The sequence below is a fragment of the Streptomyces sp. WAC00040 genome (assembly GCF_056835925.1).
This window is the reverse complement of sequence record NZ_JAKQZE010000001.1, coordinates 3,859,390-3,884,806: the sequence shown is the minus strand read 5'-3', so window position 1 is coordinate 3,884,806 and position 25,417 is coordinate 3,859,390. Positions and strand designations below refer to the sequence as shown.

Below are 25,417 nucleotides of genomic sequence, written 5' to 3'. Positions count from 1 at the left end.
CGCATGGTCGTGCTCCCCTCGATCCGACGCCGGACGGCGCTGCGATGCCGTGTGCACCGCGCGTCCCGAGTCTAGGGAGACATGCCGGTCCCACGACACCGGTTTATCCGCAGCCGAGTTCTCGGCGCGATCGTGCTGCCGCAGAGCAGCAACTCCGACGGCGGCCGGCGTGGTCTTCGGCCGGTACGAGACCGGATCGGGCACCCGCTGCTCCCGATGCGACTCTTCCGCAGCTCCGCGCCTCCCGTCGGTACGGTCGTCACCGCGCGGACGTCGTGCTCGGCGTGATCTTCTTCGTCATGCTCTACCTGCAGCACGTGCGGGGCTTCACCCCGGTCGAGGCCGGTGTGCGCACGCTCCCGCTGAGCCTCGCCTCCTGGTCGCGGCCCGGTGGGTGCCGCGCTGGTACGCGCGAGGGCGCCCGTACGCAGAGTCAGCGTACGGGTACGCACGGTGGACGAGTCGGGTGATCAAGCCTGACCATGGGCCGGTTGCGACACGGTACGTGGAAGGTGGCCGGGATGGCGGCGTGCGAGACCAGCGGGGACGACGGGAACAGCCAGGCGGACAGCGCCGATTGCGGACCGGGCAGCGGCCCGCCCGGGGACACGAACGGCGTCACGAGCGCCGCCGAGCCTGAGAGTTTGGACAGCCTCAAGGCGTTCGGCGAGGTCGTCAAGGCCTTCCGGAAGCGTGCGCGGCTGACGCAGGAGCAGTTCGCCCCACAGGTGCGGTACTCGGTGCCGACCGTAGCCTCCATCGAACAGGGCCGCCGGTTCCCTCCGGCGGCATTCGTCGACCGGGCGGAGGAGGTGCTCGACGCCTTCGGCGCGCTCCGGGGCGCGGCACGGCATCTGTCGCGGCGGCCGGGGCTGGCGAGCTGGTTCCGGCAGTGGGCCCAGCTGGAGGCGGAGGCGGTCAACCTCTATACGTACGAGTGCCGTTTGATCCCCGGCCTGCTGCAGACGGAGGCGTACGCGCGCACGCTGTTCTCGGAGCGCCTGCCGCCACTCGGCGACGAGCAGATCGAGGCCATGCTCTCCGCGCGGACGGAGCGTCAGCGGTTGCTTCGGGAACGGCCGAACACCGCGTTCAGCTTCATCGTCGAGGAGCATGTGCTCCGGCGCGGCACGGGAGCGAGCCCGGAACTTCTCCACCACGTCCTCGAACTCGCGGCACTTCGGAACATCGAGGTCCAGGTCATGCCGCAGAAACGAGTTATCCACGCCGGTGTCGACGGTCCGATGCAGCTGCTGGAGACGCCCGACAACAAGTGGTACGGCTACTGCGAGGGGCAGGAGAGCGGGCGGTTCGTCTCCGACCCCAAAGTGGTCAGCATGCTCCAGATGCGGTATGCCAGGATGCGGTCACAGGCTCACTCCTTGGAGGAGTCCCTGAGCCTGCTGCGGCAGATGCGAGGAGCAGCATGAGCACCACAGAACTGGCCTGGTTCAAGAGCAGTTACAGCGGCAGCTCCGGCGACAGTTGCGTAGAGGTGGCGACCGCCCCCGCGGCCGTCCACGTCCGGGACTCCAAGGTCGAGCAGAGCCCCCAACTCGCGGTGTCGCCCGCGTCGTGGACGAGCTTCGTCTCGTACGCCGCCCGGACCTGACTGCCCGGGGAGCGCGCCGCGCCGCTTCAAGTCCGTTGCTCAGGAGTCCACTTGACCGCTGTCGGTGGGCCTTCTCAGCGACGGTGGCGCCGCGGTACGAAGCGGACCGTCAGACCCGGCACGGCCTGCGCGGCCGGGTGGAGCAGACTCTCGGGGACGACCCCGATCACCGGATAGCCACCGGTGGTGGGGCAGTCGGCGAGGAAGACGACGGGCCGGCCGTCCGGTGGCACCTGCACGGCGCCGACCACCATGCCTTCGCTCGGCATTTCACGGTGCACGGCCCGCTCCAGCGGCGGGCCGTCCAGCCGCAGGGCGATGCGGTTGCTGTGCTGGGAGATCTCGTAATGACCCGTGGCGAGGGTGTCCACCGCGGCGGCGGTGAACCAGTCGTCGCGCGGCCCGAGCAGTACGGGCAGCACCAGCTCCTCGGGCGGCGCCGGCCACAGCAGCGCGTCGGCATGCAGCGGTGGGCCCGCCGCCTCGCCGAGGGGCAGCGTCTCTCCGTCCTTGAGCGGGGCCGGACCCAGCCCGGAGAGCAGATCGGCGGACCGGCTGCCCAGGACGGGGGCGACCGTGATGCCTCCCCCGACGGCGACATAGCTGCGCAGGCCGCTGGTCGGCGTGCCCACGTCGAGTACGGCGCCGGCCGGCAGACGCACGACGGTCCCCCACGCCGCCGGCCGGCCGTTCACCCGCACCGGCGCCGGGGCCCCCGTCACGGCGACCACCACAGAGCGGTCGGTCCGCACCGCGACGCCGGTCAGCGTGGTCTCCAGCGTCGCCGCGTCGGCGGGGTTGCCCACCAGTCGGTTGGCGAGCCGGTGCGCGGGCAGGTCGAGGGCCCCGGCACGCGGTACGCCGAGCCCGGCGTGACCGGTCCGGCCGAGGTCCTGGACGGTGGTGAGGGCACCGGCCCGTACGACGTCCAGCGTGCCGCCGCTCATGCCGTGCGCCCTCTCGCTGCCGCTGCGGCTCCCGGCGCGGCTTCCTCGGCGACGAAGCGCACGCGCGTGCCGGGTGTCAGCAGTGCCGCGGGTTCGCGTTCGATGTCCCACAGGCGCACCCCGGTCGTCCCGATCAGCTGCCAGCCGCCCGGGGAGGCCCGCGGATACACGCCGGTGTAGGGGCCTGCGAGCGCCACCGAACCCGCGGGCACCGATGTGCGGGGCGCGGAACGGCGCGGCACGTGGTAGCGCTCGCCGAGGCCGAGCATGTAGGCGAACCCCGGGGCGAATCCGCAGAACGCCACCCGGTGTTCCGTACCGCTGTGGATTCGCGCCACCTCGTCCTCCGTGACCCCCCACAGGTCGGCGACGGCGCCGAGATCGGCCCCGTCGTAGCGCACGGGGAGCTCCACCAGAGGACCGCCTCCGGCCGCCGACAGGGGGACGGACCACTGGCGCAGCTCGGCCTCCATGGCGTGGACGTCGGCGACGCCGTAGAGGAGCACGGTCCGGTCCCCGGGCACGATGTCGCGCACCGGCGCCGGGGTTCCCCGGCCGCACCGGTCGAGGATGCGGGCGTGCCAGGCCTGTGCCTCTTCCGGCGTGTCCAGGTCCACGAGGAGGGAGTCCTCCCCGACCGGTCTCAGCCTCATACGAACGCCTCCACCCTGACCCCGGCCGCGTCGAGCGCCGCGCGCACCTGCCCGGCCGCCGCGACTGCTCCTGGGGTGTCGCCGTGCAGGCACAAAGAGCGTGCCCGTACCGCCACGGGCTCGCCGGTCAGCGCCGTGACGCGGCCGTCCCGCGCGAGAGCGACGGCCCTGCGGGCGACCTCCGCCGGATCGGTGATCACGGCACCGGGGATGCTTCTGGGAACGAGCGTTCCGGTGGCCGTGTAGGCACGGTCGGCGAACGCCTCTTCCGCGACGGGGAGACCGACCCGCGCCGCCTGTACGTGCATGGCGGAGTCGGGCAGGCACAGCACCACGAGCCCCGGGTCGGCGAGCCGGGCGCCGGCGGCCACGGCGGCGGCCTGCTCATGGTCGGCCACCACCCGGTTGTAGAGCGCTCCGTGCGGCTTGACGTAACCCACCGCCGCTCCGGCGGCGCGGGCGAACGCCTGGAGGGCGCCGATCTGGTACGTGACCTCGTCGGCGAGCTCGTCCGCGGGCACGTCCATGGCCCGGCGGCCGAAGCCGGCGAGGTCCCGGTAGGAGACCTGGGCGCCGATCCGTACACCGCGCTCGGCGGCCGTGTCGCAGACGCGTCGCATGGTGCCGGGATCGCCCGCGTGGAAGCCGCAGGCGACGTTCGCGCTGGTGACGAGGGACAGCAGTGCCTCGTCATCGGTGAGGGTCCATCGCCCGAAGCCCTCCCCGAGGTCCGCGTTGAGGTCGATCACGAGCTCTGTCACCGCTGCGTCTCCTTGGAATGGTCCGTCGGTCAGCAGGTACCACCGCGCTGCTGCGGGTGCCCATGCGGCGGTCCGGTCAGCCGCATTCACGATCACATCACACAACATAGAAATCGTTGAACGATCCGACAAGGTCTCTGTTGTTTCGTTCAATGATTTCCGGTTGACTGACCCCCGGACCGGCCGGCGCGGCCCCGGAAACCGTCGGACGACCGCCGGCCGCGGGAGAAGGACGGACTCATGACAGCCGAGGTCGACCCCGCCGTGCTCGTCGGCGACCGCGCCCTGCTCGGACGCTCCAGCACCGCCGAACGGGTCGCGGACATCCTGCGCACACGCATCTCCGAGGGGTACCTTCCGCCGGGGAGCAAGCTGTCGGAGGACGCCATCGGCGGCGCCCTGGGCATCTCCCGCAATACCCTGCGCGAGGCGTTCCGCCTGCTCACACACGAACGGCTGCTGGTCCACGAGCTCAACCGCGGCGTCTTCGTGCGCATGCTGACCGTGCAGGACGTCACCGACATCTACCAGGTGCGCAGGCTCATCGAGTGCGCGGCGGTCCGCGGACTCGATGCCCCGCCCTACGACCTGAGCCACGCGGAGGCGGCGGTCGCCGAGGGCGAGAAGGCCGCGAAGGAAGGCGCGTGGCGCGACCTCGGCACCGCCAACATCCACTTCCACCACGCCGTCGTGGCCCTCGCCCGCAGCAGGCGCCTCGACGAGCTGATGCGCGGCATCCTCGCCGAACTGCGCCTGGTCTTCCACGCGATGGACAATCCCCGCGGCTTCCACGAGCCGTACCTGGAGCGCAACCGCGAGATCCTCTCCGCCCTCAAGGCGGCTGACCGCACCAAGGCCGAACTGCTGCTCGCGGCGTATCTCGACGACGCGGAGCAGCAGTTGGTCGAGCGGTACTCCGAACTCCTCGGCCCGTGAGCCGCATACGCTCCGCGCGGCGCTCCGGCCGCCCCCTCAGTGGGCCGAGGCCGTCCTCCTGGCGAGCCATTCGTCACGCGTGAGGGCATGGACCACGGTGTCGCGCCAGCCGGTGTCGCCGTGGCGGTCCTGCCGGAACGTCGCCTCCCTGCGCATTCCGAGTCGCGCGCAGAGGGCCAGGGAGGGCTCGTTGGCCGCGTCCACCGTCGCGGCGATCCGGTGGGCCCCCAGACCGGTGGCGAGGTCGAGCAGGGCCGTGGCCGCCTCGCGGGCGTACCCCCGGCCCTGAAACGCGGGGTGCAGGACCCACCCGACCGCGACCTGGGCATGGGCGGCGCTGGTGAGGATGAAGGTGAGGTCGCCGATGACCCGTTCGTCCCGCCCGCCGCCGAGGCCCCGCTCACCGGGCAGCACGACGGCGAGGGCGACCGCTTCACCGTCGCCGGCCAACGTGCGTTGCTTCGCGCGCAGTTCGGTGTGCTCACCGCTGGCTTCCCGGTCGCGCAACGGCCAGGGCAGATGGGCCACGACCTCGGGCAGTCGCTGATAGGCGTGGATGTCGTCGGCGTCCAGCGGGCGGATCGGCCGCAGCATCAGCCCTCGGTCCAGATGGGCGACGCGTCCAGGCCCGCGAGGTCGAAGGGCAGACGCAGTCGCGGCCCGGTGCCCCCGGTTGTCGTGGTCATGGATCCCCCTACGGGACGGACAGGAACGGAAGGGTGCACGGTCGACCCCCACCGCACGGTAGCCGCCGCTCAGTGACGCCTACGGCGCGCTGCTCGATGCCGCCGGCCGGCGAGTGGAACGCCGAGCAGATCCTGGCGCCCGTCTCTCTCGTCACCGCCGCCATGATCGCTGCCGCCTCCTGTGCCGCTTCGGGCTCCAACACGACCTACGACAGCCGTATCGCTCTCGACACCTGGACCATCGGCCGCGTCATCGCGCTCGCCGGGGCGACGCCGGGCTCCGGTACCGCATCCGCTGCAGGGCGAGGCTCTCCGCGCGCTCGGCAGACCCGCGCTGAGCGAGACCGAACTCGCCACACCGGCGCCCACGCGGCTGCTGCCCAACGGCACGGTCCTGGTCGATCAGCCGTGCCGCTGAAGGACCTCGTCACGGGCCTGACGGAAGTGGAACTCCCCGGCCGCGCGAAGCAGCTCCTGGCACTTCGGCCGAACACCCCCGCGAACCCTGCGGCCTGATCTCCGGGGGCGCCGCCAGGGTCGTACGGCGCGGGGGCCGCTCGGACCGCGGCGAGGTCCGGAGCCCGGCCACCGCAGAGGGCACGGGGGCGGGTCCGGAAACCGGCCACCGCGCTCGTACGACGCGGGGCCGCTCGGAGCAGGGCGGCTCGGGGGTCGGGCCGCAGCGGAACTCGCCCGGGCCCGAGCGGGTGAAGGGACGGCACGGCACGTGTCGGGCCGGTCGGCGGCGCCTTCGGGCGGACGCCGCAGCCCGCCCGTCGCACACGGCGGCCGGAGCAAGGTGCTCATGAGCGGTGGGCTCAGCCGGAGACCTCTCCGGAGCTTTCGACCGGCTGTCCGGCGGCACGCCGAATCTCGGCGTTGATGCGCCGCGCTTCTTCGAGCTGGTCCTCGAGGATGACGATGCGGCAGGCGGCTTCGACCGGGGTGCCCTGGTCGACGAGTTCCCGCGCGCGGGCCGCGATCCGCAGTTGGTACCGCGAGTAGCGCCGGTGACCGCCCTCGGAGCGCAGCGGGGTGATCAGCCGCGCTTCACCGATCGCGCGAAGGAAGCCGGGCGTGGTGCCCAGCATCTCGGCGGCCCGTCCCATCGTGTAGGCGGGGTAGTCATCGTCGTCGAGTCGGCCACCGAGCGCATTATCCGCTGCCATCTGCACCTCTTCTTCCTGAGAACGCGTCGAGGGGCCCTGGTGCCGTACGGCACCAGGGCCCCGAAGGAAATTGAACACCATCTGTCGGCCCTAGTCCTGCGCCGACCTTCTGTTTCCGCGGCATCGCCCCGAAGAGGGACGGGAGCGCGGGGATCGCGAATGCGTGACCGGGGACCACCTTCCGTTCCGGGGTCTTGCGGTACCCGGGGAGTCTTCCTCGCCCGGGCGATCCTGATGGCGTCTGCTTCCTCCGTTCCTTCCTCTGGGACTTACCTGCTACTTGTACTGCTTCCGATGGCCCCTGATCACTGCGGGCCACCCAGTACGGCGGTCAGCCCCGTCGCCATCCTGCGAAACCGGCTCCGGAACTCCACCACCGCACCGAACTGCTGGTACTGCGTGTTGCCACTGCTCGGCAGTTCGTCTCTGCCGGGCTCTCTCTGATCTCGGCTACAACAGGAACACTAACCAGACCGGGAGCGAATGTCTACTACGGCGAGCATAGATTTTTGGGCGCTCGGGACGGAGGTAACGTGAGATCACGGAACGGACCCGACCAGGACGCTCCGCCCCTGCTCAGGGGCGTCTCTCGGTCCCCGGGGCTGCAGCGGGCAGCTCCACGGCGATGCGCAGTCCGCCCGAAGGACGCGGGGTGATCACGAGCGTGCCGTCGTGCGCGTGGGTGATGCTCTTGACGATGGCCAGGCCGAGGCCGACCCCCGCGTGGTCGGTGCGTACGCGTCCGCTGCCGCGCCGAAACGGTTCGGTAAGTGTCGGGACCAACTCCGGCGAGAGGTGCTCGCCGGTGTTCTCGACCGTGAGCACCACGCTCTCGGGACGGACCCCCGTCCCGACCCGCACCGTCCCCTGCTCGGGCAGGTTGTGCACAACGGCGTTGTGCACCAGGTTCGTCGTCATCTGAAGCAGGAGCGCTTGCCACCCGGCGGCCAGGGCGGTGTCACCGGAGGTCTCGAAGGTCACGCCCCGCTTCTCGGCGAGCGGGAGCAGTGATTCTGTGGCCTCCTCCACGAGGAGGGACAGGTCGACGGGTTCCAGGGGGAAGGACCGCTGCCCGGCCCGGCCGAGCAGAAGCAGCGCCTCGGTGAGGTTGATCGCGCGGGCGTTGACGGCATGGAGGCGGTCGATGATTTCGCCGGGGTCGTGGTCCGGATCGGTGCGGGCCACGTCGAGAAGCGCCTTCGAGATCGCCAGCGGGGTGCGCAGCTCGTGCGAGGCGTCGGCCGCGAATCTCCGCTGCTCGGCGACGTGTGCTTCGAGCTGCGCGATCATGGCGTCGAAGGAGTCGGCAAGTTCGCGGAACTCGTCGTTGCGGCCTTCCAACCGGATGCGGTGGGAGAGCGACCCGTTCGCGACGTGCCGCGTGGCATCCGTGACGCGGGTCAGCGGGGCGAGCATGCGGCCGGCGAGCAGCCACCCTCCCAGGAGGCCGAACACCAGCAGGAAAGCCATGATCACGGCCGCCCCCGCCGCGAACTCGCGTGCGAGGACCGAACGGACCTGCAATCCGCCGATGCTGCTAGTCACGTCGGGCAGGTTGCTCAGCAGGAAGACCCACACCGCCGCGATCAGCAGCACGCGCAGATCCCGGACTTCGGAGGCCTCGGCAGCCTGGTGGAGACCTTCCTGCCGTGGTGCGGCCTGTTCGTCCCGGTGCTGCTGGCCGGGGCACTGTGGGTGGGTGAGGGCAACCCGGACCCCGTCGGCACCGCCCGCGACCTGGCCGCCTCCGGGGCGGACGTGCTCGCCCTGGTGGAGCTGACCCATCATGCCCGGGGCACGTACGAGAAGGAGCCCGCGGAGGCGTACCCCCTACCACGCGGTGCAGGGCACGGTCGGGCTGTGGAGCAAGCTGCCGCTGTCCGACACCCGGCCGATCGACACCTGGATGGACTACGGGCCGCCGGCGGACACCAAGCCGGCCGACGTCAGGTCGGCCTACAACCGGGCGCTGCGCACCACGGTTGCCACGGGCCAAGGGCCGCTGGCGGTCTATGCCGCCCACCTCGGATCCGTACGGCTGATGCCCCGAGGGGGCTTCTGGACGGACAGCAAGGACCGCAACGCGCATGCGCTCGGCGAGGCCCTCGCCGCCGAGCGGACCGAACGGGTGGTGCTGCTCGGCGACCTGAACGGCACCATGGACGACCGCGCGCTCACCGGCATCACCTCGCGGATGCGCTCGGCCCAGGACGAGGCCGGGGACGGCTTCGGCTTCACCTGGCCTGCGAAATTCCCGGTGGTGCGGATCGACCACATCCTCCTGCGCGGCGTGGAGCCGCAGAGTTCGTGGGTGCTGCCCGCCACCGGCAGCGACCACCTGCCCGTGGCAGCAAGGATCAGCTGGTGACCACGAGGAACCGGCCCCGACCCGCGGGTGCCGTTGATGAGCGGCCGCCAGGTGCCGGGCAGTCCGTTCCTGCACGGAACGATCACGTCCGCGGTGCGTACTCCCGGATCCCGGGCCCCGGGCCGGACTCCCCCATCCATGGAGAGGGCCCGGGTGAAATAAACTCGCTTGTCATGTCGAAACCTGACGCTCTGCTCGTCGACGTGGCCGCCCTGGTGGAGTCCGGGCAAAGCAATCTCATGTCTCTGACCGTGGTCACCGGTGGCGCTGTCATCACCGGCCGGCTGGCACCCGAAGCCATGTGGCGGCAGCGGGTGTCGGAGGTCCTGACGGATTCGGAGAGCCTGCGGGCGTTCTCCGGCGCCTTCAGCGCCTCCCCCGCCAGGCAGGGCCCGCCCACTCATCTGCACTTCCACGTGGCGCGGATCCTCCAGGGCACGGTCGGGATTCCCGAGACAGGCGGTATGTACCGCGTCTCGATCGAAGACGTCAGCGCCTGGACCGTCGGCGACTTCAGCTACTCCGACCACTGAATCCACCACTACGAGACCAGTACACGAGGAAGAGGGCCCGACCGGCGCGCGCCGGTCGGGCCCTCTTCGTTCCTTGCCTCTCCGGTGCCCTGTCAGGTCCGGAGGGTGCCGTGGGTCAGGCCACCGTGGTGCCGAGCGAGGCGTGCGCCTGCTGGAGCGGGGTGAGGGTGCTCACGGGCGCGGCCGGGACCTGTGACCGGCAGGTGAAGCCCAGCCCCGTCATCGCCCGGACCACCTCGCCCGCGCTGAAGTCACGGCGATCCTGTCGGGTGATGACCGCGCCCACCTGCTTGACGGGGTACTGACGACGGCCGATGACCACGAAGTCACCGGTGATCGGCTCGGGCTTGACGCCCTTCATCGAGTCCAGCACGCCACTCTTGGTCAGATCGAAGGGGAAGCGAGCGATGACGCAGCGCATGAGACCTCACAGGGAGAAGTGGGGAAGCGGAAGGGGAGTCCGCAATGGGTCCGGCGGTTCAACAGGGGAGGGCGGCGACATCACTCAGCCGCACCGTGTCCGTGCGGACGGCGCTGTCGCGTACGGCCACGAGCTGCGCCAGGGTGACGGATCCGGTGCACTGGTCGTCCGCGTCGCAGATGAGCAGACGCCCCGCACGGGCGCCGGCCATCACGGACAGCGCCACCTCCACGGTCATGTCGCCCCAGACCTTCGCGGTCGTGTCGCCACGGACCTGCGGTCCGGCCGCCGCCACGAGGCCGGCCGCCGTCCTGGTGCCGGAAGCCGGACCGACCGGACGGGACTTCAGCTGAACCGGTGCCAAGAGATGCCTCCTGCGACGATGGGTGACGGCCTTGATCAATGACGTCCTGGTGCCTCAGGCCGCCGTGCCGACGGCGGCCTGCCGGCGGGGCGCGCGGCGCGCGGCCTGCGACGCGTTGCGGCCGCGCCGGGCGCGGGAGCCGGTGCTGCGCGCGGGGCGCTCGGTCACCGGTGCGGTGATGACGACCGGCGTGCCGGACGGTGCCTGCGCGCCGGTGATGCGGTTCAGTTCGACGCCGCCGGACCTGACCTGAGTGGTCGTCGGGCGGACCCCGGCGTGCGACAGGAGGCGGGCCATGTCGCGGCGCTGGTTCGGGGTCACCAGGGTGACGACGCTGCCCGACTCGCCGGCCCGGGCGGTGCGGCCGCCGCGGTGCAGGTAGTCCTTGGGATCGGTCGGCGGGTCGACGTTGACGACGAGGTCGAGGTTGTCGACGTGGATGCCGCGGGCGGCGACGTTCGTGGCGACGAGCACGGTTACATGCCCGGTCTTGAACTGCGCCAGCGTGCGGTTCCGCTGCGGCTGGGACTTGCCTCCGTGCAGTCCCGCGGCCCGTACGCCGCTGCTGAGCAGGTCCTTCGTCAGCCGGTCCACGCCGTGCTTGGTGTCCAGGAACATGATCACCCGGCCGTCGCGGGCGGCGATCTCCGTCGTCGTGGCGTGCTTGTCGGAGCTGTCGACGTGCAGCACGTGGTGCTCCATCGTCGTGACGGCGCCGGCCGACGGGTCGACGGAGTGCACGACCGGATCGTTCAGGTAGCGGCGGACGAGCAGGTCGACGTTGCGGTCGAGGGTGGCGGAGAACAGCATCCGCTGGCCGTCCGGGCGGACCTGGTCGAGCAGGGCGGTGACCTGGGGCATGAAGCCCATGTCGGCCATCTGGTCGGCCTCGTCGAGGACGGTGACCGAGACCTGGTCGAGTCGGCAGTCGCCGCGCTGGATCAGGTCCTTCAGCCGTCCGGGAGTCGCCACGACGACCTCCGCGCCGCTGCGCAGCGCACCGGCCTGCCTGCCGATCGACATCCCGCCGACGACCGTGGCCATCCGCAGTTTCAGCGACCGGGCGTACGGGGTGAGCGCGTCGGTGACCTGCTGGGCCAGCTCGCGCGTCGGGACGAGGACCAGCGCCAGCGGAAGTCGCGGCTCTGCGCGCTTCCCCGCGGTACCGGCCAGCATGGCCAGGCCGAAGGCGAGGGTCTTGCCCGAACCGGTGCGGCCGCGGCCGAGCACGTCACGGCCGGCCAGGGTGTTGGGCAGCGTCGCGCCCTGGATGGGGAACGGCACGGTCACGCCCTGCGAGGCGAGCGCCGCGAGCAGCTGCGCGGGCATGTCGAGGTCGGCGAACCGCTCGACGGCGGGCAGGGCGGGGGTCACGGTGACGGGGAGTGCGAACTCACCCTGCGCCGCGGCGGGTCGGCGGCCGTAACCACCGGAGCGGCCACCTCCACCGGAGCGACCGGAGGAACCCGAGCGGGTGGGAGCCGGCGAGCCGAAACGGCTGCCGCGGCCGGAGCCACCGCCGCTACGGGTGCGGGAATAGCGGTCGTCGGTACGTGTGCGGTTCATACGGAACCTTCCTCGATGTGGCGCGTATCAAGGAATTACCGCAGCAGAGGAGCAGCACGGAGAATCGCGAGAACGAGCCAGGCAGAAAGCGAAAACGAAATCGAATCGGACCGCTCGTGAGAATCCCCGGCAGGTCACCGGACGGGCAGATCGATTCGTACGTCAAGGCCGGAATGAGTCCCTGCCGAATGTTCGTCCGGAGGCGGGAGGGACGTCCGCCACGCGAGAAAAAAGCGATCTCCGGAAGGGGCCGCGGCACGATGGGCCGCGGTGGCGGGGCCGGGGCCCCGCAACTGAACGAGCCGGGGCCCGCACCCCAAGGTGCGGGCCCCGGCTCGATCACGCGTCAGCGTCAGGCCGGAACGATGTTCTCGGCGGTCGGGCCCTTCTGGCCCTGCGCGATGTCGAAGTTCACCTTCTGGCCTTCCAGCAGCTCACGGAAGCCCTGGGCGGCGATGTTCGAGTAGTGGGCGAACACGTCGGGGCCGCCACCGTCCTGCTCGATGAAGCCGAAGCCCTTTTCCGCGTTGAACCACTTCACGACGCCAGATGCCATGTCAAATCTCCTTCAGGGGCAGTACCCGGAGTCCACACCGTGCGGTCTCCGTGTCGCCGCAATGATTACCCCGTCCGGAAATGACCGGATACACAAAAGCGCTCACAGCGACCTGAGGGGCCGCCGGGGCACTTGGATTTTCGGGAACCACAACTGCAACTGATAACGACAGTAGCACGGTGAGACCGACCCCGCGCGGCGCGTAATTCTTTTCCGCCTGTTACGCGAGATACCCTCACCGCGCGTTGCGCTGATTTCTCATCCGGCGGTCACAGATATTCGCCCGCCCCGGACTGATCTCTTCACGGACGGCGGCCGTCGGTCCCCTCGGGCGAGGACGCCGGCGGCGTGCGTGGCCCGGCTTCCGGCCGCCGCGCCAGGGTGGCGAGTGGGCGCACCGCCCGGCCGGCGCCTGGCCGGATCCGCCCGGACGAGCGTGGCGCAGATCACCGACGAGCGGCGGTCCCGGCAGTGACGCAGGCCATCGTCTGCCTCCGCGATCTCTGGGAAGGTCTCCGATACGGTGTCGAGCGCTTCGGACCAAGGTCCCCGGCGCATCGCCGCCGCCCATATGACCACCGGACGCCGGCACCGGCGTCCCGTGCGACATCGCCCGTCCTGAGGCCGCCCGGCCCGCGACACGACTGGGGAGTTTGATGTTCGGCAAGGTATTGGTCGCCAACCGCGGCGAGATCGCGATCCGCGCGTTCCGCGCAGCGTTCGAGCTCGGAATCTCCACAGTGGCGGTGTTCCCCTACGAGGACCGCAACTCCCTTCACCGGGCCAAGGCCGACGAGGCGTACCAGATCGGTGAGCCCGGCCACCCCGTGCGGGCCTACCTCTCGGTGGACGAGGTGATCAAGGCGGCCCGGAAGGCGGGGGCCGACGCCATCTACCCCGGCTACGGCTTCCTTTCGGAGAACCCTGACCTCGCCGCCGCGTGCGCCGAGGCCGGTATCGCCTTCGTCGGACCGCCGGCGTCGGTACTGCACCTGACCGGGAACAAGTCCCGTGCCGTCGCGGCCGCGCGGGAGGCGGGCGTACCGGTGCTGAAGTCCTCCGAACCGTCCGAGGACGTCGACGCGCTCGTCGCCGCGTCCGAGGACATCGGTTTCCCCGTCTTCGTGAAGGCCGTCGCGGGCGGCGGCGGACGCGGGATGCGCCGGGTCGCCGAGCCCGGGGAGCTCCGCGAGGCGATCGACGCGGCCATGCGCGAGGCGCGCTCCGCGTTCGGTGACGCCACGGTCTTCCTGGAGCAGGCGGTGGTCAACCCCCGCCACATCGAGGTGCAGATCCTCGCCGACGCCGAGGGCAATGTCGTACACCTCTACGAGCGGGACTGCTCGGTGCAGCGCCGCCACCAGAAGGTCGTCGAGATCGCGCCCGCCCCGAACCTCGACCCGGAGCTGCGGGCACGCATCTGCGCCGACGCCGTGGCCTTCGCACGCCACATCGGCTATGTGAACGCGGGCACCGTCGAATTCCTCGTCGACGAGCGCGGCAACCATGTCTTCATCGAGATGAACCCGCGCATCCAGGTCGAGCACACCGTCACGGAACAGGTCACCGGACGCGACCTCGTCATCGGACAGCTGCGCATCGCCGCCGGCATGACGCTGCCCGAACTGCGCCTCACCCAGGACGACATCGTCCTCAACGGCTCCGCCCTGCAGTGCCGCATCACCACCGAGGACCCGGCCAACGGCTTCCGGCCCGACACCGGCACGATCTCCGCCTACCGCTCCCCCGGCGGTCCCGGCGTCCGGCTCGACGGTGGCACGGTCCACACCGGCGCCGAGGTCTCCGCCCACTTCGACTCGATGCTCGTCAAGCTCACCTGCCACGGGCACGACTTCGCCAACGCGGCCCGCCGCGCGCGCCGGGCCATCGCCGAATTCCGCATCCGGGGAGTCGCCACCAACCTGCCGTTCCTGGGCGCCGTGCTGGACCACCCCGCGTTCCGGGCCGGGCGTATCACCACCAGCTTCATCGACGAACACCCGGAGCTGATGCGGGCCCGGCCGTCGGCCGACCGAGGCAGCCGCATGCTCAGCTACCTCGCCGAGATCACCGTCAACCAGCCGTACGGTCCGCGCCCCGAGGTCATCGACCCGGTGGACAAGCTGCCCGCCGTCCCGCTCGGAGAGCCGCCCGCCGGGTCGCGGCAGCGCCTCGCCGCCCTCGGGCCGGAGGCATTCGCCGCCGAACTGCGCGCCCAGTCGGCCGTCGCCGTCACCGACACGACGTTCCGCGACGCCCATCAGTCCCTGCTGGCGACCCGGGTCCGGACCCGCGACCTGCTGGCCGTGGCACCGCACGTCGCCCGCAGCGCACCGCAGCTGCTGAGCCTCGAATGCTGGGGAGGCGCCACCTACGACGTGGCGCTGCGATTCCTCGCCGAGGACCCGTGGGAGCGGCTTGCCAAGATCCGGGATGCCGTGCCCAACATCTGCACCCAGATGCTGCTCCGCGGCCGCAACACCGTCGGCTACACGCCCTACCCCACCGAGGTCACCGAGGCGTTCGTCGCCGAGGCCGCGAAGACCGGGATGGACATCTTCCGGATCTTCGACGCCCTCAACGACGTGTCCCAGATGCGTCCGGCCATCGACGCCGTGCGCGCCACCGGCACGTCGGTCGCCGAGGTCGCCCTCTGCTACACCGCCGACCTCTCCGACCCCCGCGAGACCCTGTACACGCTGGACTACTACCTGCGTCTCGCCGAGCAGATCGTGGACGCGGGCGCCCATGTCCTCGCCATCAAGGACATGGCCGGGCTGCTGCGCCCGCCCGCCGCCCGCACCCTCGTCACCGCGCTGCGCGAGCGGTTCGACCTGCCCGTCCACCTGCACACGCACGACACCGCTGGCGGGCAGCTCGGCACCCTCATCGCCGCCATCGACGCGGGAGTCGACGCCGTCGACGCGGCTGTCGCCTCCATGGCCGGCACCACCAGCCAGCCCCCGCTGTCCGCGCTGGTCGCCGCCACCGACCACACGGAGCGCGCGACCGGACTCTCCCTCCAGGCCGTCGGCGACCTGGAGCCCTACTGGGAGGCGACCCGGAAGGTGTACGCCCCCTTCGAGTCCGGTCTCGCCTCGCCCACCGGCCGGATCTACCACCACGAGATCCCTGGCGGGCAGCTGTCCAACCTGCGCCAGCAGGCCATCGCCCTCGGTCTGGGCGACCGCTTCGAACTCATCGAGGACTGCTACGCCGCGGCCGACCGCATGCTCGGCCGGTTGGTGAAGGTGACGCCGTCGTCGAAGGTGGTCGGCGATCTGGCGCTGCACCTGGTGGGTGCCGGGGTCTCGGCGTCGGACTTCGAGTCCGACCCGGGCAAGTTCGACGTCCCGGACTCGGTGATCGGCTTCCTGCGCGGTGAGCTGGGCGACCCGCCCGGCGGCTGGCCGGAGCCGTTCCGCACCCGGGCGCTGCAGGGCCGCCCGGCGAAGGCCGAGACGCCGCAGCTGTCGGACGAGGACCGCGAGGGCCTGGCGCAGTCACCGCGCGCGACCTTGAACCGGCTGCTGTTCCCCGGCCCCACCAAGGAGTTCAACGCCCACCGCGAGGCGTACGGCGACACCTCCGTCCTGCCGACGCGGGACTTCCTGTACGGGCTGGAGACGGAGACCGAGCACACCGTCACACTCGAGCCGGGCGTCACGCTGCTGATCGAGCTGGAGGCGGTCTCCGACGCCGACGAGCGCGGCTACCGCAGCGTACTGGCCACGCTCAACGGCCAGTTGCGGCCGGTGTCGGTACGCGACAAGTCCGTCGCCACCGAGGTCAAGGCGGCGGAGAAGGCGGACCGGGCCAACGAGGGCCATGTCGCGGCACCGTTCGCCGGAGTGGTCACGCTCCAGCTGGAGGAAGGCGCCTCGGTGTCGGCCGGCCAGACCGTCGCCACCATCGAGGCCATGAAGATGGAGGCGTCGATCACCGCCCAGACCTCGGGCACGGTGCGCCGTCTCGCGATCGGCAGGATCCAGCAGGTGGAGGCGGGCGATCTGCTCATCGAGATCGGCTGACCCGCCCGTCCGGCACAGAAGGGCCGGTCCCGGCGCCCCGAGCGCCGGGACCGGCCCTTCTCGCGTCCCGCTCGAGGGACAGGACAGCGGGAGCCCGTTCGCAACAGGTGCAGGGCGTACGTCAAGACATCGCAAAGTGTCAGACATACACCCATGATCGATTTCTCCGCGCAGATACCCTACGCCTGTCTTTGTGCGCGATTCACGCGACATGTCTGACCAAGATCCCTGTGCACGATCTTCCGATCGGCCGCGCCCTTCGTGAAGCACACAGATTGGGGCCAGCCCAGTGCCGGACATGAACTCTGCAATGACCGTGGGCGGCTTGGTGGTAGGGCTGGCGGGCGTGCTCCTCACCGTCTTCTACGCACGAAAAGCGGAGCGCTTGAACAGCATCCGCAAGCGCCTGGACTGGTCCGACCTGCAGGCCGCAGCCTCCGATCTCTCGCAGAAGATCAAAGCGGACCTCACTCCGGCAGCGGTCGTGACCCCGGGCCTGACGGGAGCCACTTTCGCGAACCTGCTCGTCTCCGACCTCCCGAACCAGCCACCCGTCTATGTCGGCATCCGGACCTGGAAGGCAGCGGCCCACTCCGCCGGATACACCTCCGATTCCTTCCGGATCGAGACCAAGAAGTGGATCGTCGAGATCCCCGCATCCGTATCGGCTCTCATAGAAAGTCAGGGCGACATACTCATCGTCGACGACTTCGCCATGTCCGGTGATTTCCTGGAGATGCTGAGGACCGAGCTCGTCGCAGCAGGGTTCCAGAAGGAAAAGATCCACTCATGCTCGCTCGCGGTGACCAAGGTGGCCATAAAGAATCACAAGGCCCCTGACTACTACTGGTGGATCGCCGACGACGACGACTTCTACTTCCCCTGGGGGAAAGCACGATGACCCGGAGCGAGGATTTCTTCGCCATCTGCGAAAACGTGGTCAGGACGGTGGAGAGGGAGGCCTCGCGTGTACCTGACTACAGCAGCTGCCACAGGAATCCGCGGCAGGTTCAGACGAAGACGTCCATCGGCGACGTGATCACCCAGCTCGACCGGACCATAGAGACCAGCCTCATCGAACGGCTGACGGACATCATTCCCGGTTCCCAGGTGATCGGCGAAGAGTCGGGCAAGCATGGCGAAGGACTGCTGAACTGGGTCATCGACCCCATCGACGGATCGACGAATGTCCTGCACGGCATGCCGCACGCGGCTGTTTCCGTCGCCCTGTGCGAAGGGTCGGTCCCCAGGGTCGGCGTGGTGCACAATCCCTTCACCTCGGAGAGCTACTACGCGGTTGCCGGTGCGGGCGCGTTCTCGCGCACCCGGGAGGGGGAGACCGTGGGCGCCTCGCGCAAACCCATCCGGGTGTCACCGAACACCCAACTGGAGCAGTCCCTGCTCGGGTTCGGGCTCCCGTACGACCGGAGCAAAGCACCGAGGATCTTCTCTGTCGCGGAGCGCGCATTCGCCCGATGTCAGGACCTGAGGCGACGCGGCAGCGCCGCGCTGGACCTGGTCTCCGTGGCCACTGGGGAGCTCGACGGCTACTTCGAGCTGGATCTGCGCGTATGGGACGTCGCCGCCGCCGGTCTCATCCTCCAAGAGGCGGGCGGCGCCCTCAGTTCCTGGGACGGCGCGTTGCTCCAGTGGGACTCTCCGGAGAGGAAACTGGACGTGCTGGCGACGAACGGCGCGATCCACGACGCCATGCGGGGATTCCTGCGGGAGTGACTGGGCCGAAGTCACACAGCGAATCGGGGGAAATGACTGTGTCACCGCGCATCAGCATCGTGGTCCCGACCTCTTTCCGCACGGCCAAGGTGCGGAAATCCGTCCGGTCGGTGCTCGCTCAATCCATGCCCGACCTGGAGCTGGTCGTGGTGAACAACGGGCAGCCGCCGGCGATCGCGAATTCCACGCTGGGCGACATCACCGACCCTCGTCTGCGCATCGTCACCCTGCGCAGGAACTCCTTCTTCTGCGCTCCCGTGAACCATGGCGTATCGGTATCCTCCGCGCCTTACGTGGCCACGCTGAACGACGACGCCTGGCTGGCCGGCGACTGGGCGGAGAACGTCCTTTCCACGTTCGAGAGAAACCCTGACGCCGGGTCCGTCGCCTCGCTGATCATCCAGGCCAACGACACGACACTGATCGACTCGGCGGGAAGCCATGTCGACCTCTGGGGGCGTGCGTCCAACCTCCTGTGGGGCGCACCACTGGCGTCCACTCCGGGCACCGCGTCACCGGTGTTCTCCGTGTCGAGCTGCTGTGCGGCCTACCGCCGCGCGTCATGGGACGCCGCCGGCGGACTCGACGAGGACTTCACCGCGTATCTGGAGGACGTCGACCTTGGCTTCCGGATGCAGTTGATGGGCATGACCTGCCTTTTCGAACCGGGCTGCCGTGCGTACCACTACGGCTCGGGCACGCCGACGCCGTCGGCCTACAAGGCATTCCTCATAGAGCGCAACCACGTGTGGAACGTCGTCAAGAACTTCCCGAGCGCCTTACTGAGGCGGCGTGCGCTTCCGATCATGAAGGCGCATTCACGTCCTGTGGTCCTGCAGAACGGGAGTTCACTGGGCTCGTTCCTGTCCGGCAAAGCAGCCGCGGCCGTGTTGTCCCGGAAAATTCTTCTGAAGAGGCAATCCGTCCAGCGGTCCCGGCGCATTTCCGTATCGGCACTGGAGGCCCTTCTGATGCCGACCGCGCCGCCGGTCTGCAAGCTTTGACCGCCGGGAGACGGCAACGCAACGCGGTCAGCTCAGACGCTCCCCCACGGGCGCGTGTCCGGGTCGGACTTCGAGGTGCGGATGGAGCGGGGCGAGGACGGCCTCGTCCGGACGGGGCTCTCGGACACCCGGGGCGACAGGAAGCCGCTGCCGTCTCTCAAGGAACCTGGAGAGGGCGGATACGGGCTGCTGCTCGTATCCGCCCTCACCGGCGCCTGGGCGCCAAGGACCGCCGCATCGAAAGGACCGTCTGGGCGACCGTGCCGGCGTCCCGTCAGAACAGGGTCACCGGATGGAGGCCGACGTCGTCAGAAGACGTGGTTGACGGGTGCCGAGTCCCGGAGCAGGTTGCCCGGGGCAGCGGGCTTGAACGGGACCGCCTTGTCGCCGGTGCCCGCGTAGAACTTGGCGCCCGAGGTTCCGACGGCGTAGAGATCGGCCCGCCCGTCGCGGTCGGCGTCACCGATGCCGACGAGGTGGGTGAAGACGCCCCAGCCCCCGCCGATCCTCGTGCGCGGGGCGTAGGTGCCGTCGCCCTTGCCCTCGTAGAGCCACAGGACACCGGCCTTGTCGCGGGCGACGAGGTCTCCGGCGGCGGTGCCGGTGATGTTGCCGGTGGCGGTGAGCTGGTTGTAGATCCCCCAGCCCCAGCCGATCTTCTTGCGGGGTGCGAACGGCGCGCTCGTGCTGCCCGTGCCCTTGTAGAACCACACGTCGCCGGCGGCGTCGGTGGCGAGGAGGTCGGACTTCTGATCGCTGTTGAGGTCGCTGCCGCCGGTTATGTTGTTGTAGATCTGCCAGCCGCTGCCGATCTTTGTGCGGCCGGCGAAGTTGCCGTTTCCGTTGCCCTGGTAGAGCCAGAGCACGCCGACGTTGTCACGGGCGACAAGGTCGCCGGCCGGGCTGCCGGCGATGTTCCCGACGGCCTCCAGTTGGTTGTAGATCTGCCAGCCGCCGCCGACCTTCACCCGACCCGTCGAGTACGGCTGCGGCGCGGACGCCACCTTGGCCGAGTCGTCGCGCCACAGCACGCCCCCGGCGTCACGGGAGAGCAGGTCCGGTGTGCTGTTGTTCGTGTAGTCGTGCACGCCGGTCGTGCGGGTGACCTTGAAGGTGCCGGCCTGCGCGACGTCCGGACCGATGCCGTTGAGCGGGGAGGCGGTGAAGTCCCAGGCGTAGTCGCCGCTGGGCGCGAACTCCTTCATGCCTTCGGCGTTGGGGAGCATCCCGTCCCAGCGGAAGTCGACGGATCCCTTGCCCTCGTAGGTGGCTGCCTGCGCGAAGTCGTACCGCACGCTGCGGCCCGTACCGACATGACGCACCGTCACGGAGCCCTGGGCGTTGGTCCGGGAGAGCACCCAGCGGAGCAGGGCCTGACCGTTGTTCTTGTCGAGGTCGACGACCGGGGGAAGGGCCGCGGTGTGCAGCGTGAGCACGGTCGGCTCGCCGGTGCTCGCGATCAGCGTGGCGGTGGGCCTGCCGTCCGCCCCGAGGGCGATCCGGTAGACCCCCTCGCCGTGGGCGACCGTACCGCCGCGCACGAGGAGCGCGCCGTCGGCGGTGGGGACGGAGGACGAGGCGTGGTCGAGGAGCTTGACCGTGGATTCGTCGACGAGGTTGACGGCACTGAGCGCGAAGTGTGGGGACGCTTCGGTCGCGGCGGCGCCGCCCGGAGCCGCGTACGTGACCCAGTCGCCCAGGACGCCGATGTGCGGGCGGACGGAGTCGCCCAGATCGGCCGCTTCCACGGCCGGCGTGCCCCCCGAACCGTCGCGGGTGGCGTACATGAGCTTGGCGTGCGCGGATGTCGGGGCGTCCACCCAGACCCAGTGGTCCCCGGAGAGGGCCGTGTCGGTGTCGTACGCGGACACGCCCACCTCGCGCTTCTCTACGACGGAGGCGGTGGCGACGTCCACGACGGCGAGGTAGGAGCGGTCGGTGTCGGCATCCGCCGAGACGTACCGGACGAGCGCTGAGCTGTCCGACAGGGCCTCGACGCTCTGGACCCTCGAGTTCGGCGTGAGGCCGGTCACCTGCCGGTCGCTGCCCGCCTGGTTCCCCTCGCCGATCAGACGGAGCTGGCCCACCTTGCTCTGGCTGTCCCAGGACGAGAAGACGAGAGTCCTGCCGACCACGCCCTTCCAGTAGAGCCGGGTGTCGGTCTGGTTGACGACCGCGGGGTCGCTGCCCGGCGACGACATGTCATGGAGCAGGTACCGGGTCGTACCGTCCTCCTTGGCGACGACGGTGTCGGAACCGCCGCCGCGGTACCCGCTGTACCACTCCGGGAGGTCCGTGGTGGTGCCGTCGACGGTGCTGGTCCAGCGGTAGTACGTGTGGTCCCATCGGCGCTCCACCGACAGGAACCCGGTCGGGCCGACACTGAGGATCTGGTCGGTGCGGGGGATGGAGATGACGCCGTCGACGGTCACCTGCGCGTCGGCGGGTCCGGCGTCCGCGGCGACGGCAGCGGTGGGCGTCGCGGCGATCGCGGGCGTCGTCGCGAGGCTCGCACCGACGGTCACGGCCAGAACGGTGGTGACGGCCGAGACGAGCTGATGTCGAGCGGGACGAACATGGATCAAAGCGGGATTCCTCTCAAGCGACCGGGCGCACCGGGGGTTGCGCGCCCGGTCAGACTGTTGATCACCTCAGAAGGTTGTGCCGGGTGGCGATGTCGTCAGACTGACAGCGGTGTCGCTCAGGCGAAGTGGTCGTACCGGCGCTTGGTGCCGTCGAAGTACACACGGTCCCTCCAGAAGCGGCCGGTGATGGTGTGGATCCACGGCGGCGGCTTCACGGTCGACCCCTGAACGTTCCACGACGGCAGCAGCCTGGCGGCCAAGGGCGACGTCGACGACGTCAACTTCGACTACCGTCTCGCCGGGTTCGGTTGCCTGGCCCACCCGGGTCCGGCCGAGGAATCGCCGCAGGGGATCTCCGGCACTACGGTCTGCTCGACCAGCGGGCCGCCCTGCGCCGGGTGCGGGACAACCTCGCCGCGTTCGGCGGCGACCCTGACTACGTGACCGTCTTCGGTGAATCGGCGGGCGGCAGCGTCTGCCAGAACCTGGTCTTGCCCCGCGCGACCGTCTTGTTCCACCGGGCCGTCGCCCAGTCGGTCCGCGGGTTCACGCTGCCTGCCCAGGAGTCGTGCGACCTGTGGACCCGGCCCGCCTCCTGACGACCCGACGGCCTGGACGGCCCGGCGCCCTTGCCCCACGCTGCCGCGGCAACCGCTCTCCGAGAGCGCCGGGACCGTCACCCTTGGCTACGGGCGGCCGCGCCCCGGAACAGGAGCTCCGCCCCGAGGGACCGCTCGCGCCCGGGCACACGAGCGGCGCGGCCAGCCCTAGCGACGCAGCTGCGCGAGTTCGTGATTCATGACTTCGAGGAAGCGGACCACCACGAGCAGTTCCTCCTCGCTGAACTGCCGGCGCGCGGCGTCGGTGCTCCGCGCCAGAGGCGTGAAGTACCCCCTGGCCACGGCCTTGGCCGCGGTCGCGTAATGCAGATGCACGACCCGCCGGTCGTCCGGCGCCCTGACCCGCTGGACGTGGCCGGACCGCTCGAGGCGGTCCAGGCACGCGGTCACCGCTCCCGACGTGAGGTTGAGCTGCTCCCGGAGGCGCCCCGGCGTCATCGGCGCGCCGTCCTCCCCCTCACCGGCATCCATGATCGCGATCAGTGCCTGCACGTCCGTGAGATGCAGCCCCTGCTCGTGCGCGAACTCGTGGGCGATGCGATTGAACTCGGCGTTCATCCCGCGCAGCAGGACGGCAAATTTCTGCAACCCCGTGGGGTCGTCCGGCGGAAGTGTCCCTGAGGGCTCGTCTGTGCTGCGCATCGGACCAGGATATGATCTCTCAACCGTTGAGATATTCAATGACCGAGATACTTCGTGTTCGCGTATTGGGGAAGCAATGACACCCGCGTCCCGATGGGCCCGCCGACTGGTCCCACTCGCTCTGCTGCTCGTCTGGCTGGGAATCGGAGGCACACTCGGCCCCTACGCGGGCAAGCTGGGTGAGGTCTCCACCAACGACCAGGCGGCCTTCCTGCCGCGGAGCGCCGAATCCACAAGAGCCCTGGAGGCCCAGAAGGCGTTCAACCGGTCGGAGACCGTGCCCGCGATCGTCGTGTGGACCGTGACCGACGGCCGGGTCACCCCGCAGCAGCAGACGGAGGCCACGCAGCGATTGGCGGCGCTCGGGGGAACCGATGGCGTGGCGGACGCCCCCTCCCCCGCCCTTCCCTCAAAGGACGGCGAGGCACTCCAGGCCGTCGTACCCCTGGAGCCGGACCTCGGCGAGGACCTGCCCACGGTCCTGCGGGACGTGCGCGAGGCCGCGGAGCGTGTGCCGGGCACCGTGGTGCAACTCGCCGGCCCGGCCGCGACCCAGGCGGACCTGTCGGACGCCTTCTCGGGCATCGACGGTCTGCTGCTGGGCGTGGCCCTCGGAGCGGTGCTGCTCATCCTCCTGCTCGTGTACCGCAGTGTGCTGCTGCCCTTTGTGATCATCATCAGTGCCGTCTTCGCCCTGGGCCTCGCCTGTGCCGTCGTCTACGCGCTGGCCGATCAAGGTGTCGTCCGGGTCGACGGGCAGGTGCAGGGCATCCTCTCCATCCTTGTGATCGGCGCGGCGACGGACTATGCGCTGCTTCTGGCCGCCCGCTTCCGCGAGGAGGTCGCCGCGCGTGCCGACAGGACGGAGGCGGCGAAGGCCGCGGTGCGCCGGTCCTTCGGGGCGATCACCGCGAGCGCCGCGACGGTCGCCCTCGGACTGCTGGCCCTGCTCGTCAGCGACCTCACCAACAACCGCGCTCTGGGACCGGTCGGCGCGATCGGCATCGTCTGCGCGGTGCTGAGCACGCTGACGTTCCTGCCCGCCGTCCTCGTCCTGCTCGGCAAGGCCGCGTACTGGCCGGCGAAGCCGCGCCCGATGGACGACGCGACGGAGGGCCACGGCATCTGGACCCGTGTCGCCTCGAGGGTCGACCGCGCCCCCCGACGCATCTGGGTGTCCACCACGCTCGTGCTCGCCGCGCTCGCCGCCTTCTCTCCGGCGCTGTCGTCGAAAGGCGTCCCGCTGGACGAGATCTTCGTCAACGACGCGCCGTCCGTCGCCGCGCAGGAGACGCTGGGCAGGCACTTCCCCGCGGGTTCCGGCAACCCGGCCGTGATCATCGCTGACGCCGACCGGGCGGCCGAGGTGACAGCCGCGGCCGAGAAGACCGACGGCGTGGCGTCGGCAGGAGCCGTCACCCGGTCCGGCAGGCCCGGCGGGGGCGACCCGCTGGTCGTCGACGGCCGGGTACGCATCGACGCCACGCTCGAGGACGCCGCCGACAGCGACGCCGCCAAGCAGACCGTCGAGCGGCTGCGGGACCGGCTCCACACCGTCCCGGGGGCCGACGCGCTGGTGGGTGGTTACACGGCGCAGCAGTACGACACCCAGGAGACCGCGGCCCGGGACCGGACACTGATCGTTCCCGTGGTCCTCGCCATCATCCTGCTCATCCTGGTGATGCTGCTGCGCTCGGTGCTGCTGCCCGTCCTGCTCGTGGCGACCGTCGCGCTCAACTTCCTCGCCACGCTGGGTGTGTCGGCCCTCGTCTTCCGGCATGTGTTCGGCTTCAGCGGCACGGACGCGTCGGTGCCGCTTTACGGCTTCGTGTTCCTCGTCGCGCTGGGCGTGGACTACAACATCTTCCTGATGTCGCGGGTCCGTGAGGAAGCCATCGCGCACGGCGTCCGGCAAGGCGTGCTGCGGGGTCTGACGACGACGGGCGGCGTGATCACATCGGCGGGCGTCGTCCTGGCCGCCACTTTTGCGGCACTGATCGTGATCCCGCTCGCCTTCCTGGCCCAGATCGCCTTCATCGTCGCCTTCGGCGTCCTGCTGGACACCCTGGTTGTCCGCTCGCTCCTCGTGCCCGCACTGGCCCTCGACATCGGCCCGCGTGCCTGGTGGCCGAGCGCGCTGTCCCGCGCCGACGGACCCAAGGCCTGATCCTCCGGTGCATCCGGCAGGGGCGGCGGCCACGAAGTGGAGCGTCGTCCCTGCCGGTACGG

At 70.3% G+C, this 25,417-nt stretch carries 24 protein-coding genes and 1 pseudogene; 12 read left to right on the top strand and 13 right to left on the bottom strand.

What is annotated here, in order from left to right; translation table 11 throughout:
• The first annotated feature begins 521 nt into the window (after window positions 1-521).
• Entirely contained in the window at window positions 522-1,430 is a 909-nt protein-coding gene (locus MDN94_RS17910) for a helix-turn-helix domain-containing protein (RefSeq protein ID WP_482726745.1), read from the top strand.
• Window positions 1,427-1,612: a DUF397 domain-containing protein gene (locus MDN94_RS17905; RefSeq protein WP_482726744.1), complete on the top strand. Its 186-nt coding sequence runs from the start codon at window positions 1,427-1,429 to the stop codon at window positions 1,610-1,612. Before MDN94_RS17910 ends, MDN94_RS17905 begins: the two co-directional genes overlap by 4 nt.
• Window positions 1,613-1,686: 74 nt before the next feature.
• On the opposite strand, the gene MDN94_RS17900 is transcribed toward MDN94_RS17905, so the two are convergent.
• From MDN94_RS17900 to MDN94_RS17890, 3 genes are read right to left on the bottom strand one after another with little or no spacing between them, the layout of a single operon-like run.
• Window positions 1,687-2,559 carry a 5-oxoprolinase subunit C family protein gene (locus tag MDN94_RS17900; protein WP_482726743.1) on the bottom strand — a complete coding sequence of 291 codons (873 nt, stop codon included), beginning with the start codon at window positions 2,557-2,559 and terminating at the stop codon, window positions 1,687-1,689.
• Window positions 2,556-3,212 carry a 5-oxoprolinase subunit B family protein gene (locus MDN94_RS17895; protein WP_482726742.1) on the bottom strand — a complete coding sequence of 219 codons (657 nt, stop codon included), beginning with the start codon at window positions 3,210-3,212 and terminating at the stop codon, window positions 2,556-2,558. The genes MDN94_RS17900 and MDN94_RS17895 overlap by 4 nt, the downstream gene beginning before the upstream one ends.
• Window positions 3,209-3,973 carry a LamB/YcsF family protein gene (locus tag MDN94_RS17890; RefSeq protein ID WP_482726741.1) on the bottom strand — a complete coding sequence of 255 codons (765 nt, stop codon included), beginning with the start codon at window positions 3,971-3,973 and terminating at the stop codon, window positions 3,209-3,211. Before MDN94_RS17890 ends, MDN94_RS17895 begins: the two co-directional genes overlap by 4 nt.
• A gap of 240 nt (window positions 3,974-4,213) precedes the next feature.
• Between MDN94_RS17890 and MDN94_RS17885 the strand changes: the two genes are divergently transcribed.
• Complete coding sequence (locus MDN94_RS17885) at window positions 4,214-4,909, top strand: GntR family transcriptional regulator (RefSeq protein WP_482726740.1); 696 nt, start codon at window positions 4,214-4,216, stop codon at window positions 4,907-4,909.
• 36 nt (window positions 4,910-4,945) lie between these two features.
• Here the strand turns inward: MDN94_RS17885 and MDN94_RS17880 are convergent, their stop codons facing one another.
• Entirely contained in the window at window positions 4,946-5,503 is a 558-nt protein-coding gene (locus MDN94_RS17880) for a GNAT family N-acetyltransferase (protein ID WP_482726739.1), read from the bottom strand.
• Between the two features lie 164 nt (window positions 5,504-5,667).
• Between MDN94_RS17880 and MDN94_RS17875 the strand changes: the two genes are divergently transcribed.
• Window positions 5,668-6,111 (top strand): hypothetical protein, encoded by a 444-nt coding sequence (locus MDN94_RS17875; RefSeq protein ID WP_482726738.1) that lies wholly within the window; start codon window positions 5,668-5,670, stop codon window positions 6,109-6,111.
• 302 nt (window positions 6,112-6,413) lie between these two features.
• Here MDN94_RS17875 and MDN94_RS17870 read toward each other — a convergent pair whose 3' ends face one another.
• The gene (locus MDN94_RS17870) at window positions 6,414-6,764 is read right to left on the bottom strand and encodes a helix-turn-helix domain-containing protein (protein WP_053557718.1); all 351 of its coding nucleotides are present in this window, start codon (window positions 6,762-6,764) and stop codon (window positions 6,414-6,416) included.
• 576 nt (window positions 6,765-7,340) lie between these two features.
• Complete coding sequence (locus tag MDN94_RS17865; RefSeq protein WP_482726737.1) at window positions 7,341-8,360, bottom strand: sensor histidine kinase; 1,020 nt, start codon at window positions 8,358-8,360, stop codon at window positions 7,341-7,343.
• A gap of 6 nt (window positions 8,361-8,366) precedes the next feature.
• Here MDN94_RS17865 and MDN94_RS17860 point away from each other — a divergent pair.
• A pseudogene (locus tag MDN94_RS17860) lies at window positions 8,367-9,132 on the top strand (endonuclease/exonuclease/phosphatase family protein).
• A 173-nt stretch (window positions 9,133-9,305) separates the two neighbouring features.
• Window positions 9,306-9,665, top strand: a complete 360-nt coding sequence (locus MDN94_RS17855; protein WP_441264744.1) for a hypothetical protein — start codon at window positions 9,306-9,308, stop codon at window positions 9,663-9,665.
• A gap of 115 nt (window positions 9,666-9,780) precedes the next feature.
• On the opposite strand, the gene MDN94_RS17850 is transcribed toward MDN94_RS17855, so the two are convergent.
• The 4 genes from MDN94_RS17850 to MDN94_RS17835 all read right to left on the bottom strand — a co-directional run bounded on the left by MDN94_RS17850 (window position 9,781) and on the right by MDN94_RS17835 (window position 12,572).
• On the bottom strand, window positions 9,781-10,086 hold the full coding sequence (locus tag MDN94_RS17850) for an SCO5918 family protein (protein ID WP_482726736.1): 306 nt from the start codon (window positions 10,084-10,086) through the stop codon (window positions 9,781-9,783).
• Between the two features lie 58 nt (window positions 10,087-10,144).
• The gene (locus tag MDN94_RS17845; protein ID WP_482726735.1) at window positions 10,145-10,450 is read right to left on the bottom strand and encodes a CBS domain-containing protein; all 306 of its coding nucleotides are present in this window, start codon (window positions 10,448-10,450) and stop codon (window positions 10,145-10,147) included.
• Between the two features lie 54 nt (window positions 10,451-10,504).
• Window positions 10,505-12,016 carry a DEAD/DEAH box helicase gene (locus MDN94_RS17840; protein ID WP_482726734.1) on the bottom strand — a complete coding sequence of 504 codons (1,512 nt, stop codon included), beginning with the start codon at window positions 12,014-12,016 and terminating at the stop codon, window positions 10,505-10,507.
• 352 nt (window positions 12,017-12,368) lie between these two features.
• Window positions 12,369-12,572, bottom strand: coding sequence for a cold-shock protein (locus MDN94_RS17835; RefSeq protein ID WP_005310809.1), 204 nt, complete (start codon window positions 12,570-12,572; stop codon window positions 12,369-12,371).
• 656 nt (window positions 12,573-13,228) lie between these two features.
• Between MDN94_RS17835 and MDN94_RS17830 the strand changes: the two genes are divergently transcribed.
• The 4 genes from MDN94_RS17830 (at window position 13,229) to MDN94_RS17815 (ending at window position 19,341) form a co-directional block, all read left to right on the top strand.
• Window positions 13,229-16,603 (top strand): pyruvate carboxylase, encoded by a 3,375-nt coding sequence (locus tag MDN94_RS17830; protein ID WP_482726733.1) that lies wholly within the window; start codon window positions 13,229-13,231, stop codon window positions 16,601-16,603.
• Window positions 16,604-16,901: 298 nt separating this feature from the next.
• A complete protein-coding gene (locus MDN94_RS17825) occupies window positions 16,902-17,504 on the top strand; it encodes a hypothetical protein (protein WP_482726732.1) in 603 nt (200 codons plus the stop codon).
• A complete protein-coding gene (locus MDN94_RS17820) occupies window positions 17,501-18,337 on the top strand; it encodes an inositol monophosphatase family protein (protein WP_482726731.1) in 837 nt (278 codons plus the stop codon). The genes MDN94_RS17825 and MDN94_RS17820 overlap by 4 nt, the downstream gene beginning before the upstream one ends.
• Window positions 18,253-19,341: a glycosyltransferase family 2 protein gene (locus tag MDN94_RS17815; RefSeq protein WP_482726730.1), complete on the top strand. Its 1,089-nt coding sequence runs from the start codon at window positions 18,253-18,255 to the stop codon at window positions 19,339-19,341. Before MDN94_RS17820 ends, MDN94_RS17815 begins: the two co-directional genes overlap by 85 nt.
• A gap of 308 nt (window positions 19,342-19,649) precedes the next feature.
• On the opposite strand, the gene MDN94_RS17810 is transcribed toward MDN94_RS17815, so the two are convergent.
• Both MDN94_RS17810 and MDN94_RS17805 read right to left on the bottom strand, forming a co-directional pair.
• Window positions 19,650-21,926, bottom strand: coding sequence for an FG-GAP repeat domain-containing protein (locus MDN94_RS17810; RefSeq protein ID WP_482726729.1), 2,277 nt, complete (start codon window positions 21,924-21,926; stop codon window positions 19,650-19,652).
• 116 nt (window positions 21,927-22,042) lie between these two features.
• Window positions 22,043-22,207 carry a hypothetical protein gene (locus MDN94_RS17805; RefSeq protein ID WP_482726728.1) on the bottom strand — a complete coding sequence of 55 codons (165 nt, stop codon included), beginning with the start codon at window positions 22,205-22,207 and terminating at the stop codon, window positions 22,043-22,045.
• A gap of 27 nt (window positions 22,208-22,234) precedes the next feature.
• Between MDN94_RS17805 and MDN94_RS17800 the strand changes: the two genes are divergently transcribed.
• On the top strand, window positions 22,235-22,525 hold the full coding sequence (locus MDN94_RS17800; protein WP_482726727.1) for a carboxylesterase family protein: 291 nt from the start codon (window positions 22,235-22,237) through the stop codon (window positions 22,523-22,525).
• A 168-nt stretch (window positions 22,526-22,693) separates the two neighbouring features.
• On the opposite strand, the gene MDN94_RS17795 is transcribed toward MDN94_RS17800, so the two are convergent.
• Window positions 22,694-23,188, bottom strand: coding sequence for a MarR family winged helix-turn-helix transcriptional regulator (locus tag MDN94_RS17795; protein ID WP_441264735.1), 495 nt, complete (start codon window positions 23,186-23,188; stop codon window positions 22,694-22,696).
• A 76-nt stretch (window positions 23,189-23,264) separates the two neighbouring features.
• On the opposite strand from MDN94_RS17795, the gene MDN94_RS17790 reads away from it, so the two are divergent.
• Complete coding sequence (locus MDN94_RS17790) at window positions 23,265-25,355, top strand: MMPL family transporter (RefSeq protein ID WP_482726726.1); 2,091 nt, start codon at window positions 23,265-23,267, stop codon at window positions 25,353-25,355.
• The last annotated feature ends 62 nt before the right edge of the window (window positions 25,356-25,417 follow it).

Coding starts and splice junctions, on each gene's coding strand:
- MDN94_RS17885 (WP_482726740.1), top strand. CDS start 4,214: ATGACAGCCGAGGTCGACCCCGCCGTGCTCGTCGGCGACCGCGCCCTG.
- MDN94_RS17825 (WP_482726732.1), top strand. CDS start 16,902: ATGAACTCTGCAATGACCGTGGGCGGCTTGGTGGTAGGGCTGGCGGGC.
- MDN94_RS17820 (WP_482726731.1), top strand. CDS start 17,501: ATGACCCGGAGCGAGGATTTCTTCGCCATCTGCGAAAACGTGGTCAGG.
- MDN94_RS17835 (WP_005310809.1), bottom strand. CDS start 12,572: ATGGCATCTGGCGTCGTGAAGTGGTTCAACGCGGAAAAGGGCTTCGGC.
- MDN94_RS17905 (WP_482726744.1), top strand. CDS start 1,427: ATGAGCACCACAGAACTGGCCTGGTTCAAGAGCAGTTACAGCGGCAGC.
- MDN94_RS17790 (WP_482726726.1), top strand. CDS start 23,265: ATGACACCCGCGTCCCGATGGGCCCGCCGACTGGTCCCACTCGCTCTG.
- MDN94_RS17895 (WP_482726742.1), bottom strand. CDS start 3,212: ATGAGGCTGAGACCGGTCGGGGAGGACTCCCTCCTCGTGGACCTGGAC.
- MDN94_RS17855 (WP_441264744.1), top strand. CDS start 9,306: ATGTCGAAACCTGACGCTCTGCTCGTCGACGTGGCCGCCCTGGTGGAG.
- MDN94_RS17870 (WP_053557718.1), bottom strand. CDS start 6,764: ATGGCAGCGGATAATGCGCTCGGTGGCCGACTCGACGACGATGACTAC.
- MDN94_RS17850 (WP_482726736.1), bottom strand. CDS start 10,086: ATGCGCTGCGTCATCGCTCGCTTCCCCTTCGATCTGACCAAGAGTGGC.
- MDN94_RS17830 (WP_482726733.1), top strand. CDS start 13,229: ATGTTCGGCAAGGTATTGGTCGCCAACCGCGGCGAGATCGCGATCCGC.
- MDN94_RS17900 (WP_482726743.1), bottom strand. CDS start 2,559: ATGAGCGGCGGCACGCTGGACGTCGTACGGGCCGGTGCCCTCACCACC.
- MDN94_RS17840 (WP_482726734.1), bottom strand. CDS start 12,016: ATGAACCGCACACGTACCGACGACCGCTATTCCCGCACCCGTAGCGGC.
- MDN94_RS17795 (WP_441264735.1), bottom strand. CDS start 23,188: ATGCGCAGCACAGACGAGCCCTCAGGGACACTTCCGCCGGACGACCCC.
- MDN94_RS17880 (WP_482726739.1), bottom strand. CDS start 5,503: ATGCTGCGGCCGATCCGCCCGCTGGACGCCGACGACATCCACGCCTAT.
- MDN94_RS17910 (WP_482726745.1), top strand. CDS start 522: ATGGCGGCGTGCGAGACCAGCGGGGACGACGGGAACAGCCAGGCGGAC.